The sequence below is a fragment of the Pseudomonas sp. KT_2_4 genome (assembly GCF_041410225.1).
GTDB lineage: Bacteria > Pseudomonadota > Gammaproteobacteria > Pseudomonadales > Pseudomonadaceae > Aquipseudomonas > Aquipseudomonas paracarnis.
On record NZ_CP166962.1, the window covers coordinates 5,651,479 to 5,666,356 of the forward strand.

Here is a 14,878-nt window from a genome sequence, read left to right on the forward strand (position 1 = left end):
GTGCCCCGGTTTTTGTTTTTTGGAACTTTTAAATATTTTTTTTCAACAAATTTTGCATGAGGGCCAGAGCATGAAAGTCGAACCAGGGCTCTACCAGCATTACAAGGGGCCGCAGTACCGTGTTTTCAGCGTGGCGCGCCACTCTGAAACCGAAGAAGAAGTGGTGTTTTACCAAGCGCTGTATGGCGAATACGGCTTTTGGGTGCGCCCTTTGAGCATGTTCCTGGAGACCGTCGAAGTTGACGGCGAGCAGGTCCCGCGCTTTGCTTTGGTCACGGCCGAACCCAGTCTTTTTACAGGGCAATAACGGCAGGTCGCGCAGAATGCTGCGCTTGACCTCATCCGGTTGCCACTATATATAGCGTTGCCGCGTCAGGCGCCAACTGCCTTTCACTTCTCGAATTCAGGAATTTTCCGATCCATGGGCAAATCGCTGGTCATTGTGGAATCCCCGGCTAAGGCCAAGACCATCAACAAGTACTTGGGCAACGAGTACGTGGTGAAGTCGAGTATCGGCCATATCCGAGACCTGCCCACCAGCGGTTCGGCTAGCGCCAGCAAGGAGCCTGCCGCCAAGCGCGGCAAGGCCGCCGCGGGCGAAGGTCCGGTACTCACGCCTAAAGAAAAAGCGCGCAAGCAACTGGTTTCGCGCATGGGTGTGGACCCGGACCATGGCTGGAAGGCCAAGTACGAAATCCTTCCGGGCAAGGAAAAGGTCATCGAAGAGCTGCGCCGGCTCGCCAAAGATGCTGACACCATCTATCTCGCGACGGACTTGGACCGCGAAGGGGAAGCCATTGCCTGGCACCTGCGCGAAGCCATCGGCGGTGATGACAGCCGCTACAAGCGCGTGGTGTTCAACGAAATCACCAAGAAAGCCATCCAGGAAGCCTTCTCCAAGCCGGGCGAGCTGGACATCGACCGTGTCAACGCCCAGCAGGCCCGTCGCTTCCTCGACCGCGTCGTCGGCTACATGGTCTCGCCACTGCTGTGGGCGAAGATCGCCCGTGGCCTGTCCGCCGGCCGTGTGCAATCGGTAGCGGTCAAGCTGGTGGTGGAGCGTGAGCGCGAGATCCGTGCGTTCATCCCTGAAGAGTACTGGGAAGTCCACGCCGACCTCGGCACTGCCAAGGGCGCCAATGTGCGCTTTGAAGTGGCCCGTGAGAAAGGCGAGGCCTTCAAGCCGCTGAACGAAGCCCAGGCCATGGCCGCGCTGGAGAAGCTCAAGGCCTCCAGCTACAGCATCGTCAAGCGTGAAGACAAACCGACCAGCAGCAAGCCGTCGGCGCCGTTCATCACCTCCACCCTGCAACAGGCCGCGAGCAACCGCCTGGGTTTCGGGGTGAAGAAGACCATGATGATGGCCCAGCGTCTGTATGAGGCTGGCTACATCACGTATATGCGTACGGACTCCACCAACCTGTCGCAAGACGCGGTGGCGATGGCGCGTACCTATATTGAAAGCGAATTCGGCAAGACCTACCTGCCGGAGAAGCCGAACGTCTACAGCAGCAAGGAAGGCGCACAAGAGGCACACGAAGCGATTCGTCCTTCCGACGCCAACACCACGCCTGCCAAGCTGAGCGGCATGGAGCGCGACGCTGAGCGCCTCTACGAGCTGATCTGGCGCCAGTTCCTGGCTTGCCAGATGCTGCCGGCGCAATACCTGTCTACTACCGTCAGCGTGGGCGCGGGCGATTTCGAGCTGCGTGCCAAGGGCCGTATCCTCAAGTTCGATGGCTACACCCGTGTGATGCCGCAGATCGCCAAGCCTGGCGATGATGATGTGCTGCCGGACATGGCCCAGGGCGACACACTGAAGCTGATCAAGCTCGACCCGTCCCAGCACTTCACCAAGCCGCCGGCGCGTTATTCCGAAGCCAGCCTGGTGAAAGAGATGGAGAAGCGCGGTATCGGTCGTCCGTCGACCTACGCGGCAATCATCTCCACCATCCAGGACCGTGGCTACGTTGCGTTGCACAACCGTCGTTTCTATTCGGAAAAGATGGGTGACATCGTCACCGAGCGTCTGTCGGAGAGTTTCTCCAACTTGATGGATTACGGCTTCACTGCCGGCATGGAAGAGAACCTCGATGACGTGGCCCAGGGCGAACGCGACTGGAAAAACGTGCTGGATGAGTTCTACGGCGACTTCAAGAAAAAGCTTGAAGTGGCCGAGAACCCCGAGAACGGGATGCGCGCCAACCAGCCGGTGATGACGGATATTCCGTGCACTACCTGCGGTCGACCGATGCAGATTCGTACCGCCTCCACCGGCGTGTTCCTCGGTTGCTCGGGCTACAGCCTGCCGCCGAAAGAGCGCTGCAAGGCGACCGTCAACCTGGTGCCGGGCGATGAAATCGCGGCTGACGACGAGGGTGAGTCCGAGTCGCTGGTGCTGCGTGGCAAGCACCGCTGCCCGATCTGCAGCACGGCGATGGACGCCTACCTGCTGGACGAGAAGCACAAGCTGCACATCTGTGGTAACAACCCGGATTGCAACGGCTACGAGATCGAAGAGGGCACCTATCGCATCAAGGGCTATGAAGGCCCGAGCCTGGAATGCGACAAGTGCGGCAGCGAGATGCAGCTCAAGACTGGCCGTTTCGGCAAGTTCTTCGGGTGCACCAACCCAACCTGCAAGAACACCCGCAAACTGCTGAAAAGCGGTGATGCGGCGCCGCCGAAGATGGATCCGGTGAAAATGCCCGAGCTCAAGTGCGAGAAGGTCAACGACACCTACATCCTGCGTGACGGCGCTTCGGGGCTGTTCCTGGCTGCGAGCCAGTTCCCGAAAAACCGCGAGACCCGTGCACCACTGGTGATGGAGATCGTGCCGCACAAGGACGAGATCGATCCGAAGTACCACTTCCTGTGTGAAGCGCCGAAAAAGGACCCGGATGGTCGCCCAGCCGTGATCCGTTACAGCCGCAAGACCAAGGAGCAGTACGTGCAGACCGAAGTGGACGGCAAGCCTACTGGCTGGAAAGCGTTCTACGACGGCGGCAAGTGGAAGGTCGAGGACAAGCGCCAGGGCGCTTGATCCGCTAGTCTGTTAACGCCAAAAGCCGTCTGTATAGACGGCTTTTGCTTACTGTAGGAGCGAGCTTGCTCGCGAAGATCGTTAACGAAAACGCGGGAAACCTGGCACCCTGCGGTGCCTGGAAGTTTTTCGCGAGCACGCTCGCTCCTACACAGCCAGCATCACGCCTATTCGTTGTGGAGATTGCCGTCATGGCCAACGAACTCTATACCCGTACCAATCAGAAAATTTACTTCGCGGGTTTATCCCTGGAGGCCCTTGGCCGTGCCGAGGAAGGGAAAGAGATGAACGCCATCGCGCTGGTACAGGCGGGGCGCGAAGCGGCGTTGTTCCACCTGTACGGTGCCTTGCTGGGGCTGTGCCATGAGATCGCCGGGTTCTACCGCCTACCCCAGGCCGGTGCGCCGCGTGCAGAAATGATCATGAATCGTGAAGTGCTGGATTCAATGGCGATCCCCGAGTTGGCCGAACTGGTGGAAATGGCCCAAAGCCCCGACAGTTGGGTGGCACGGCTGCTCAAAGCCCATGCGGATATGTTTCAACCGCCGCGTATTCCCCATGTGCCCAAAGGTGATGTCACCCAGCCGCTGATCGTCGCCGTGGCCTTGGAGCAGGATGAGCCTAAGCCTTTGAGCCGTGAGGAGTTGGAAGGCTGGCGCCAGGAGCTGAAAAAGATGGCGCTGCGTTTTCGTGAAGGGCTCAACGAGTGCTGAAGGGGTTGCACTAAGCAAATGTGGAAGCTGGCTTGCCTGCGATGACGGCCTGCCAGCCGACACCTATCGATCTGATGCCCCGCGTTCAACCTGTGGGAGCTGGCTTGCCTGCGATGGCGGCCTGACAGGCGACCCTGTTATACCGAGTACATATTCATTCCTGCGGCAACGGCCACTTAGGGCTCCGCCTGACGGCGGGTCACTGTGGAAAAGCCGGAATGCCAGCGTGGTTTAACGGGGCGCCTGAGATCAAGATCAAAAGCAGATCAAAAGCTACTCGCTTCGCATCGTGGTTACCGTTGGCTGCTTTAGCCTGCAAAGTTGTATAGGTACTTATGCTGCGATAGCGGTGGGTCAGTTTGCTGATTATGCGCTGATACTCCGCCATCGCAGGCAAGCCAGCTCCCACATAGAGACGCGTGTTCCCTAGGGCGCCATTCATCACACCGTAAACAAACCTGTCCATATCCCCTGCGAGGCTGGGTGGATGACTGATATAATCCCAGGCCTTTCGTGGAGAACAGACTTTTATGCCAACGTCCTTTCTGGAAATTGTTGAACTGCCTGACGGCCGAATCGAACTGCGCCGGGCTGAGGACGAGGGTTCTCTGGTTATTCTGGATTTCTCCGAAGACGCCAAGGTCTTCCTGCAAGGCCAGCACGTCGAAGTGGCTAAAGCCATGTTGAGCGTGGGCGTGCAGATGGCAGGTCGCCTTGCCGAAGGCGAGCCGGAGAAAGATGAAGGGCCGCGCGTTCTTCACTGAGTCCTTTGTGACGGCTGCTTCTGTGGCGCGCCATCATTACCCCAATCGAATATTCAAACTCTGTGCATCACCCGTGCGCGCAGCACTGATCAGTTGCTGCTTGGCGCTGGCATTCAGCGGGTTCAACCAGCTCACCACCGTATGGCTGCGGCCCAGGCGCAAGGCTTCGCAGGTTAGCTGCTGGGCACTTTGCGCGCCGCGTGGTTGCAGCAACAGGATACGCTCACGGTTGAGCCCAGCGTCCCGCAGCCAGGCCTGGGTGAGGCTGGCGGGCGGGGCGATCAGTGTCAGCCAGCGGGCGTCCTGATCTTCGCTCAATTCGCGCAGGATAGGTGCCAGCAGGTTCAGGCAGCTCTCAGCCGCACCGCGCAACGACAGTTCACTGAACGCCTCAGGTTCGCCGCCCCAGGGGGCTTCGACCGTTTCCTTGAGGATTGGCGCAAGGGGCTGGGCCATGAAGGCCTCGAACAGCGACAGTTGTGTATGTTGTGGGGTGTGCACGAGCTGCATGATGCCTCCTTTAGCGGCGAATGACGCCGACACTCAAGCCTTCGATCACCAGGTCCTGGTCTTTCAGGTTGACTTCGATCGGGGCAAACTCAGGGTTTTCGGCCAGGAGCCAGACCTTGCTGCCTTCGCGCTTGAAGCGTTTGACCGTGACCTCGTCGCCGATACGGGCCACGACGATCTGGCCATTGCGGGCTTCGCGGGTGGTATGCACGGCCAGCAGGTCGCCGTCGAAGATACCCACGTCCTTCATGCTCATGCCGTGCACACGCAACAGGTAGTCGGCGCGAGGATGGAAGAAGGTCGGGTTGATGTTGCAGGATTCCTCGACGTGCTGCTGCGCCAGGATCGGCGCACCTGCGGCGACGCGACCGATGATCGGCAATGTCGACTCGTCGGCCTTGGCTTCGAAGCCAGGGATGCGGATACCTCGCGAAGCACCCGGGGTCATCTCGATCGCACCTTTGCGAGCGAGGGCCTTGAGGTGTTCCTCGGCGGCGTTCGGGGACTTGAACCCCAGTTCCAGGGCAATCTCCGCACGGGTAGGCGGGTAACCATTGTCATCAAGGCAGCGCTTGATAAAAGCCAGAATCTCAGCTTGGCGTGGCGTCAGTTTTAGCATGTTGATCGCTCTGTCTTTTTATACAGTGACTGGGATTATATACAGTGAACTGCGCTTGGCAATCATCCTTTTTAGTGGCCCCGCTGGACGGTCATCCGTCAACCGTCCTACAGAGCAGAAGCGGCGCTGCCTACACAGCTGCAAGGATGTGATTAAATAGCGATGAATCAGATGACTGACCAGCCGCAAAGCGGACCCGCAGGCTTGACAAGACACACTCTGAAACGTATGTTTCAAACAAGTGTTTGTCAGGCGGAGTAGCCATGGCCCAGTCGGAAACCGTTGAACGCATTCTCGATGCTGCCGAGCAATTGTTCGCGGAAAAAGGATTTGCTGAAACTTCATTGCGCCTGATCACCAGCAAGGCTGGGGTCAACCTGGCCGCCGTGAACTATCATTTCGGCTCGAAAAAGGCCCTGATCCAGGCGGTGTTCTCACGCTTTCTGGGCCCGTTCTGCACAAGCCTCGACCGTGAGCTGGAACGCCGCCAGGCCAAGGCCGATCACAAGCCCAGCCTGGAAGAGCTGCTGGAAATCCTCGTGGAGCAAGCCTTGGTCGTGCAGCCTCGCAGCGGCAACGACCTGTCGATCTTCATGCGCCTGCTGGGCCTGGCGTTCAGCCAGAGCCAGGGCCACTTGCGCCGCTACCTGGAAGACATGTACGGCAAGGTGTTCCGCCGCTATATGCTGTTGGTCAACGAAGCGGCCCCGCGTATTCCACCTATCGAGCTGTTCTGGCGTGTGCATTTCATGCTCGGTGCCGCAGCTTTCAGCATGTCGGGTATCAAGGCGCTGCGGGCAATTGCCGAGACCGATTTCGGTGTGAACACGTCCATCGAGCAAGTCATGCGCCTGATGGTGCCTTTTCTCGCCGCCGGGATGCGCGCTGAAACCGGCGTCAGCGACCCGGCCATGGCCGCCGCCCAGTTGCGCCCACGCAGCAAAACCGTACCGGTCGCCGCCAAGGTTTGATCGCTGCGGGTGGGCGCGGCCGCTTGCATCCGCTAAGCTAGCCGCCATGCCGATTTCAGCTATTTATTCGCAACCCGTCGTCCTTGCCGAGCCTGGCAAGGACGACGGGTTGTGTGCGTTATTTAAGGAAGGTTTATGACTGCTGCCCTGCAAGGTTCTTTGATGGTCGACGTCGCCGGTACCTGGCTCACGGCCGAGGATCGTCATCTGTTGCGCCAACCGGAAGTGGGCGGCCTGATTATTTTTGCGCGCAATATCGAGCACCCGCGCCAGGTTCGCGAGTTGAGCGCCGCGATTCGTGCAGTGCGCCCGGACTTGCTGTTGGCCGTGGACCAGGAGGGCGGTCGCGTGCAGCGTCTGCGCCAAGGCTTCGTGCGCCTGCCGGCCATGCGTGCGCTGGCGGATAACCCCAACGCTGAATACCTGGCCGAACAGTGCGGCTGGATCATGGCCACCGAGGTGCTGGCGGTGGGCCTGGACCTGAGTTTTGCCCCCGTGCTGGACCTCGACTACCAGCGCAGCGCCGTGGTCGGCACCCGTGCTTTCGAAGGCGACCCAGAGCGCGCTGCCGTGCTCGCGGGTGCCTTTATCCGTGGCATGAACAGCGCCGGCATGGCCGCCACCGGCAAGCACTTCCCTGGCCATGGTTGGGCCGAGGCCGATTCCCACGTCGCCATTCCCAATGATGAACGCAGCCTGGAGCAGATTCGCGCCAATGACCTGGTGCCTTTCGCACGCCTGAGCAAGCAATTGGCCGCCGTGATGCCGGCGCACGTCATTTACCCGCAGGTCGATGCCCAGCCTGCTGGTTTTTCGCGTCGCTGGTTGCAGGATATCCTGCGCGGTGAGTTGCAGTTTGACGGGGTAATCTTCAGCGATGACCTGTCCATGGCCGGCGCCCATGTGGTCGGCGATGCGGCCAGCCGTATCGAAGCGGCGCTGACCGCCGGTTGTGACATGGGCTTGGTGTGCAATGACCGTGCGGCGGCCGAGCTGGCGCTGAGTGCAGCACAGCGGATGAAGGTCACGCCATCGGCGCGGATTGCGCGTATGCGTGGGCAGGCGGTTGCCTCGACGGACTATAAGCAGGACCCGCGTTGGCTGACAGCGCTTACTGCGTTGCGCGATGCGCAGTTGATCGACTGAAAACCGAAGCGCGGCCATCGCAGGCAAGCCAGCTCCCACATTTTGATTTGTGAATACAGTCAGGTGTGGGAGCGGGCTTGCTCGCGAAGGCGGCCGAACAGTCAGCGCTTTTCTTGCTTATTGGGCAACGGCGCAAACAACGCTTCAATCTCCTCATTGCCCAACTGCCAATCCCCCGTGGTTCGCCCATCCAGCACGCCCGCAGCCAGATCGGACTTCTCCTTCTGCAAGTGCTGGATTTTCTCCTCCACCGTGCCCCGGGCAATCATCTTGTACACGAACACCGGCTTTTCCTGGCCGATGCGGTACGCACGGTCGGTGGCCTGGTTTTCCGTAGCCGGGTTCCACCAAGGGTCATAGTGGATAACCGTGTCGGCTTCGGTCAGGTTCAAGCCCACGCCGCCAGCCTTCAGGCTGATCAAAAAGATCTGCAGCTTGCCGCTCTGAAAATCCTTCACCGGTGTACGTCGATCCCGGGTCTGGCCGGTCAGCAGGGCGTAGGCAATGCCGCGCTTTTTCAGTTCGGCCTCGATCAGGCTCAGCATCGAGGTGAACTGTGAGAACAGCAGGATCCGGCGGCCTTCGGCAAACAGCTCGTCGAGCATATCCATCAGGCTGTCGAGCTTGCCCGAGCTGCTACCACGGGCGGGCAGGGTGGCGTCGTTGACAAGGCGCAAGTCGCAGCACACCTGGCGCAGTTTGAGCAGGGCTTCGAGGATGATGATCTGGCTGCGAGCCACGCCCTTGCGGGTGATCTCGTCGCGGACCTTTTTATCCATGGCCAGGCGCATGGTTTCGTACACGTCGCGCTGGGCCTCGTTGAGGTCGACCCAGTGGATGATTTCGGTCTTGGGTGGCAGTTCGGTTGCCACTTGTTCCTTGGTGCGGCGGAGCAGGAAGGGTTTGATCCGACCGTTGAGGTGCTGCAATCGCACCTCGCTGGCACGTTTTTCAATCGGCACGCGGTAATCACGGTTGAAGCTCTTCACGTCGCCCAGCCAGCCCGGCAGCAGGAAGTGGAACAGCGACCACAGTTCGCCCAAGTGGTTTTCCAAAGGCGTGCCGCTCAGGCACAGGCGCTGGCGTGCATTCAGCTCGCGTGCGGCCTGGGCCGCCTTGCTTGACGGGTTCTTGATGTACTGCGCTTCATCCAGGATCAAGACGTGCAAGGGCAGGGCGGCGAGCTGTTCAATGTCCTTGGGCAGCAGGGCGTAGGTGGTCAGCAGCAGGTCGTAGTCATTCAGGTTGGCGAAATGTTTCTTACGCCCCGCGCCATAAAGTGCCTGCACTCTCAACTGCGGGGTGAAGTGCGCGGCTTCATCGAGCCAGTTCGGGATCAGGCTGGTAGGCATCACGACCATGCACGGCCGATCAAGGCGCCCTGCGTTTTTTTCGGTGAGGATGTGCGCCAGGGTCTGCAAGGTTTTGCCCAGGCCCATGTCATCCGCAAGTATCCCACCCACCTCCAGTTGGCGCAGCGACTGCATCCAGCTCAGACCTTCCAGCTGGTAGGGGCGTAAGGTCGCATTCAGGCCTTCGGGCGCCACGCAGGTGAAATCCTTGATATCGCGCAGGCGCTGGGCGAAGGTGCGGATCTTCTCGCCGCCTTCCCATTGCAGTGGCAGGTCTTCCAGCGGGTTGAGGCGTATGGCGTCGGCCTTGGCCAGGCGCAGCGCGGTGGTGCCGGCTTCCTGCAGGTAAAACTCGCCGAGGGTCGCCAGCACCGGCTTCAAGCGGCCGTAGGGCAGCGCCACTTGCAGCGGGCCGTGGCCGTTGGGCAGGCCGGGGATGTTCACCAGGATCAGCTCTTCATCGCGGCGCCGCGCCAGTTTCTCCGGGTTGAGGATCTCGGTGTGGGAGCGCATCAGGTTCAGCAGGATCGGCAGCAGGCTCAAACGTTCGCCGTTGACGATGATGCCCAGCTCCAGGTCGAACCAATCGCGTTCCGGCCCTTCATCGACCGTGGCATACCAGTCATCGACGGGGCTGAGATCAAAGCCGAAGTCTTCATCGATCTGCAGCTCCCAGCCCTCGGCACGCAAAGTGGGCGACACATTGAGGGTGAAGTTCAGCCAGGCACTGTCATTGACCATTTCGAAGAGCTCGCCGGCGCTTTCCGGCAGGGCCTTGCTCTGGCGCGTGGCGATCTTGAAGCCAAGCAGGCGCAGGTGTTCGCGATAGGCCTGTTCTTGCTCGGGATGGCGCTTGATCCGCAGGCTCTGCGTCTCTTGGCGCACAATGATGTCAGCATTTTTTTGCCCGCTGACATAGTTGCCCAGGTAGTTGAACGACAACGCCGCACGGTGCTGGATATAACGCTGCATCTTGCCGTTGCGCGGTTCGAACGCGCTGAACTCCACGCTGGCCAGCCACAGGCGTGGCACCGGTTGCACGTCGTCCATCACCACTTGCGGCAGGACCACGCGGTTTTCGAGCACCGCCTGGAGCTTCTCCAGCAGCTGCGCATCCTGAGCCGCTGCCGGGTAGGCCAGGGTTTCCTGGACCTTGAGCAGCACCGCCGCGATGTGTTTGCAGTTGGTGTGCACCGGGCACGTGCAGCGGCTGTCCACCAAGATCAGCAGGCCCTTGGCTGATTCGCGCAGTGAGATGGTTTGGCGGTAAACATTACCGCCCGAGCCTTCGCAACTGGCGGTGATGGTGCTGTCGCCGCACTCGACGATGCGCACGCGGTTCTCCAGGGCGTAGCGTCGCCCGCGCTCGAGGCTTTGCTCTTTGAAGCGATTGGCCCACGAAGGGGCCAGGGGTTTGGTCAACGACGACGTCAGGGGCATGGCGCGCAATCAGTCCTGAAGGTCGGGCGGTGGCGCGCTGGGTGGCTTGGCGGTCAGCGAGGTGATCTTGATCAGCAGCGCCAGGTGGCCGCCGTCCAGGTAGTTGAGCTGGTTGTTCTTGGTGCGCACGTCTTTCTGGCTCAAGTGTTCGCTGGCGATCACGCTGCCGTTGCCGTCGAACTGGTTGATCCAGAAATCCGCGTCGATATCGGTAAAGCGCCCCAGTTGCAGGCTCAACACCCCTTCGATAGGGAACTGGCCGAATTGCTCCTGGCCGTCGGTGATCGCCACCTTCACCGCTTGCTCGCCCAGGTTCTGCTCCCAGGCCTTGTGGGCGAGCACCGTGTAGTTGGCGTCGGCGCGCAGCTTGTCGACGATATTGCCCAGGCGCGGCGGGCTCATCCGCTCACCCAGGCGCGGCGCGCCCGCATCCCAGTTTTCCGGGGCGGCGCGGCTGTTGATCACTGGTTCTGCATTCTGGCGCACCAGGATCATTTCCACCTGATACAGGCTGTCGGCAAAGGCCGAAGGTGCGAGTACCACCAACAACAGGCTCAAAATGCGGAACACGCGCATGGGGGCGTCCTTAAACGGATTTCGGAATGAGGCGTTCAAACAGCGCCTCCAAAGTGTTGAAGCGTTCTTCGGCGCGTTCCATCGGCACCATGAACTTGAACAGCGTAGCCCCTTCGAACTTGTAGCGGTTGGGCTGGCCCTGGATCAGCTTGATCAGCACCAACGGGTCAACCGGCGTCTGCGCTTCGAATTCGATACGCCCGCCTTGCGGCCCGGCGTCGACTTTCTTGATGCCCAACTGCTCGGCCTGCAACTTGAGCAGGGTCAGGCGCACCAGGTTCTTGGTCGGTTCAGGCAGCAGGCCGAAACGGTCGATCATCTCTACCTGCAAGTCCTTGAGGCCTTCTTCGTCGGCCGCCGAGGCAATGCGCTTGTACAGGATCAACCGTGCATGCACATCCGGCAGGTAGTCTTCGGGAATCAACGCCGGCAAGCGCAGGTTGATCTCCGGGCCGCCGCCCAAGGGTTGGTCGAGGTTCGGTTGTTCGCCTTTGCGGATGGCTTTTACCGCGCGTTCGAGCATCTCCATATACAGCGTGAAACCCACCGCCTGGATCTGCCCGCTCTGGCCGTCGCCGAGCAATTCACCGGCACCCCGGATTTCCAGGTCATTGGTGGCCAATACAAAGCCGGCCCCGAGGTCCTGGGTATTGGCGATCGCTTCCAGGCGTTTTTCCGCATCGGAAGTGATCTGCTGGCGCGGCGGTGTCAGCAGGTAGGCATAGGCCTGGTGGTGACTGCGCCCGACGCGACCGCGCAATTGGTGCAGCTGCGCCAGGCCGAACTTGTCGGCACGCTCGATGATGATGGTGTTGGCGCTCGGCACGTCGATGCCGGTCTCGATGATGGTCGAGGCGATCAGCACGTTGAAGCGCTTGTGGTAGAAGTCGCTCATCACCTGTTCGAGTTCGCGCTCGCGCATCTGCCCGTGGCCGATGGCGATACGGGCCTCAGGTACCAGTTCGGCGAGGTCGGCGGCGCATTTCTCGATGGTTTTCACATCGTTGTGCAGGTAATACACCTGGCCGCCGCGCAGCAGTTCGCGCAGCAGGGCTTCCTTGACCGTGCTCTTGTTCTGCTCCATCACAAAGGTGCGCACCGACAAACGACGCGCCGGTGGCGTGGCGATGATCGACAGGTCGCGCATGCCCGACACCGCCATGTTCAGCGTGCGCGGAATTGGCGTGGCGGTGAGGGTGAGGATGTCGACTTCACTGCGCAGGGCCTTGAGCTGTTCTTTCTGGCGCACGCCAAAGCGGTGTTCTTCGTCGATGATCACCAGGCCCAGGTTCTTGATCTTCACATCGTCCGACAGCAGCTTGTGAGTACCGATGACGATGTCGATCTTGCCCTCGGCCAGGTCGGCAACGGCGGCGTTCACTTCCTTGGCGGACTTGAAGCGGCTCATCACCTCCACGGTCACGGGCCAGTCGGCAAAGCGGTCGCGGAAACTGTTGTAGTGCTGCTGGGCGAGCAGGGTGGTCGGCACCAGGATCGCCACCTGGCGACCGCCGTGTACCGCAATAAAGGCTGCACGCATGGCCACTTCGGTCTTGCCGAAGCCCACGTCGCCGCACACCAGGCGGTCCATCGGCTTGGGCGCGAGCATGTCGGCGCGCACCGCTTCGATGGTGGTTTGCTGGTCCGGGGTTTCTTCGAACGCGAAGCCAGCGCTGAAGGTGGCGTAATCGGCTTTGGGGTCAGCGAAGGCATAACCTTCGCGGGCAGCACGGCGGGCATAGATGTCGAGCAGTTCGGCGGCCACGTCGCGCACCTGTTCGGCGGCCTTGCGCTTGGCTTTCTGCCAGGTCTCGGAGCCCAATCGATGCAACGGCGCCAAGGCGTCGTCGCTGCCGGTGTAGCGGGCGATCAGGTGCAGGTTGGCCACCGGCACGTAGAGCTTGGCGCCCTCGGCGTATTCCAGGGTGAGGAATTCGGCGGCCTGGTTGTCGATCTCCAGGGTCTGCAGGCCCAGGTAGCGGCCCACGCCATGGTCGATATGCACCACCGGCGCGCCTTCGCGCAGCTCGGTGAGGTTCTTGATCACCGCGTCGTTGTTGGCATCGGCGCGTTTTTCCCGGCGACGGCGTTGCATCACGCGCTGGCCGAACAGCGGGCTTTCGGCGATCAAGGCCAGCGCCGGGTCATCCAACCGCAGCCCTTCGTCCAGCGGCGCGATGGTGATCGCCAGGCGCTCTTTGCTGGCGACAAAGTCAGGCCAGCTGTCGACGGTTTTCGGCCGCAACTTCAGGCGTTCCAACAGCTCTAGCAGCACTTCGCGACGCCCGGCGGATTCGGCGGTAAACAGCACGCGGCCCGGGAAGTCGCCGAGGAAGTTCGACAGCGCCTCCAGCGGTTGCGTGGCTTTGGCCTGGATCGCCAAATCGGGCAACGCGCTCGCCGGGAAACGCTCCCGGCCACTGCCGGCGTCCACGTCCTGCTGGCTGGCTACTACACGCGGCCAGTTTTTCAGGCGCGCGAAGCAGTCTTCAACTGGCAGGAACAGTTCAGCGGGCGGCAATAAAGGCCGGGATGGATCGACGCGACGTTCTTCGTAGCGGTTGCGCACATCGTTCCAGAAGTTTTCCGCCGCCTGTTCGATACCCGGCAGTGAGAACACCTGGGTGTCCTGGGGCAGGTAGTCGAAGAGGGTAGAGGTCTCGTCGAAGAACAACGGCAGGTAGTACTCGATACCGGCAGGTGTAATCCCGCTGCTCAAGTCCTGGAAGATCGGGCAGCGACGGAAATCCACATCGAAGCGCTCACGAAAGCGCGCCTTGAAGCGTGTTACCGCGTCTTTTTGCAGCGGAAACTCCCGCGCCGGCAGCAGCTTGATCGAGTCGACCTTGTCGATAGAACGCTGGTTCTCCGGGTCGAAGGTGCGCAGCGTCTCGATTTCGTCATCGAACAGGTCGATGCGGTACGGCAGCTTGCTGCCCATCGGGAACAGGTCGATCAAGGCGCCGCGCACCGCAAACTCACCGTGCTCGTACACCGTGTCGACGCAGCGGTAGCCGCTGGCTTCCAGGCGCGTGCGCATCTGCTCGACGTCGAGCTTCTGGCCCACGTCCAGCACCAGGCTGCTGCCGAGCAGGAACTTGGTCGGCGGCAGGCGGTGCAGGGCGGTGGTGATCGGCACCACCAGCACGCCGTGGGCCAGTTCCGGCAAGCGGTACAGGCTGGCGATGCGCTGGGAGATGATGTCCTGGTGCGGCGAGAACAGGTCGTAGGGCAGGGTTTCCCAGTCGGGAAAATGCAGCACCGGCAAATCCGGGGCGAAGAAGCTCAGCTCCTGCTCCAACCGTTCGGCACTTTGGCTGTCGGCGGTGAGCAGCAGGGTAAAGCGCTTGGCTGCGCTGGCAGCCTCGGCAATGGCCAGGCTCAGGGCGGCACCGGGCAGGTTGCCCCAGTGCTGTTTACCTGCCGCGGCAGGGAGTAGCGGTAGACGCAGAACGGGCACGGAAGGTTGAGCTCCAAGCGTTGCGACAAAGTCGGTAATTGTAACGGCCCCAGGTGCCGCCTGTCAGTTGCTGACTGTGCCTATTACGGTTTGCAGGAAATGTAGTGGCTAAGACAAACAATGGCGGGTTTTGACTCAATTTGTAGTGCCAAAATGCGCGAATGTTTAGGAGGGTTACGGACAAGTCGGCCTGCTCGCCAAACTAGTGGCCTTCTGGAACCCGCGTGTTTCCTGGGCTGTAGCGCGGTGGTATTTTTTTGCAAGGGCTTTTTGTTGCCCTTCGC

Annotated in this window: 11 protein-coding genes; 6 read left to right on the forward strand and 5 right to left on the reverse strand. The window is 60.9% G+C overall.

The window, feature by feature from the left end; translation table 11 throughout:
* Positions 1-70 precede the first annotated feature (70 nt).
* From AB9N64_RS26080 to AB9N64_RS26095, 4 genes are all read left to right on the forward strand, one after another.
* On the forward strand, positions 71-307 hold the full coding sequence (locus tag AB9N64_RS26080) for a DUF1653 domain-containing protein (protein WP_003189651.1): 237 nt from the start codon (positions 71-73) through the stop codon (positions 305-307).
* Positions 308-421: 114 nt separating this feature from the next.
* Positions 422-3,043: a type I DNA topoisomerase gene (topA, locus tag AB9N64_RS26085; RefSeq protein WP_003189652.1), complete on the forward strand. Its 2,622-nt coding sequence runs from the start codon at positions 422-424 to the stop codon at positions 3,041-3,043.
* Between the two features lie 191 nt (positions 3,044-3,234).
* Positions 3,235-3,756: a DUF6586 family protein gene (locus AB9N64_RS26090; RefSeq protein WP_003189653.1), complete on the forward strand. Its 522-nt coding sequence runs from the start codon at positions 3,235-3,237 to the stop codon at positions 3,754-3,756.
* 530 nt (positions 3,757-4,286) lie between these two features.
* Complete coding sequence (locus tag AB9N64_RS26095; protein WP_014717511.1) at positions 4,287-4,520, forward strand: hypothetical protein; 234 nt, start codon at positions 4,287-4,289, stop codon at positions 4,518-4,520.
* Between the two features lie 36 nt (positions 4,521-4,556).
* On the opposite strand, the gene sulA is transcribed toward AB9N64_RS26095, so the two are convergent.
* On the reverse strand, positions 4,557-5,030 hold the full coding sequence (gene sulA / locus AB9N64_RS26100) for an SOS-induced cell division inhibitor SulA (RefSeq protein WP_005786162.1): 474 nt from the start codon (positions 5,028-5,030) through the stop codon (positions 4,557-4,559).
* A gap of 10 nt (positions 5,031-5,040) precedes the next feature.
* Entirely contained in the window at positions 5,041-5,649 is a 609-nt protein-coding gene (gene lexA / locus AB9N64_RS26105) for a transcriptional repressor LexA (RefSeq protein ID WP_003172575.1), read from the reverse strand.
* Between the two features lie 263 nt (positions 5,650-5,912).
* Between lexA and AB9N64_RS26110 the strand changes: the two genes are divergently transcribed.
* Together AB9N64_RS26110 and nagZ are read left to right on the forward strand one after the other, a co-directional pair.
* Entirely contained in the window at positions 5,913-6,620 is a 708-nt protein-coding gene (locus tag AB9N64_RS26110) for a TetR/AcrR family transcriptional regulator (protein WP_014717512.1), read from the forward strand.
* 135 nt (positions 6,621-6,755) lie between these two features.
* The gene (nagZ, locus tag AB9N64_RS26115) at positions 6,756-7,766 is read left to right on the forward strand and encodes a beta-N-acetylhexosaminidase (protein WP_019818244.1); all 1,011 of its coding nucleotides are present in this window, start codon (positions 6,756-6,758) and stop codon (positions 7,764-7,766) included.
* Between the two features lie 101 nt (positions 7,767-7,867).
* Here nagZ and AB9N64_RS26120 read toward each other — a convergent pair whose 3' ends face one another.
* The 3 genes from AB9N64_RS26120 to mfd are packed head-to-tail and all read right to left on the reverse strand — an operon-like array spanning position 7,868 to position 14,594.
* Positions 7,868-10,558, reverse strand: coding sequence for a DEAD/DEAH box helicase (locus tag AB9N64_RS26120; protein ID WP_069868324.1), 2,691 nt, complete (start codon positions 10,556-10,558; stop codon positions 7,868-7,870).
* A gap of 9 nt (positions 10,559-10,567) precedes the next feature.
* Positions 10,568-11,134: a CsiV family protein gene (locus tag AB9N64_RS26125; protein ID WP_014717515.1), complete on the reverse strand. Its 567-nt coding sequence runs from the start codon at positions 11,132-11,134 to the stop codon at positions 10,568-10,570.
* A 10-nt stretch (positions 11,135-11,144) separates the two neighbouring features.
* Entirely contained in the window at positions 11,145-14,594 is a 3,450-nt protein-coding gene (mfd, locus tag AB9N64_RS26130; RefSeq protein ID WP_371359777.1) for a transcription-repair coupling factor, read from the reverse strand.
* Positions 14,595-14,878 lie beyond the last annotated feature (284 nt).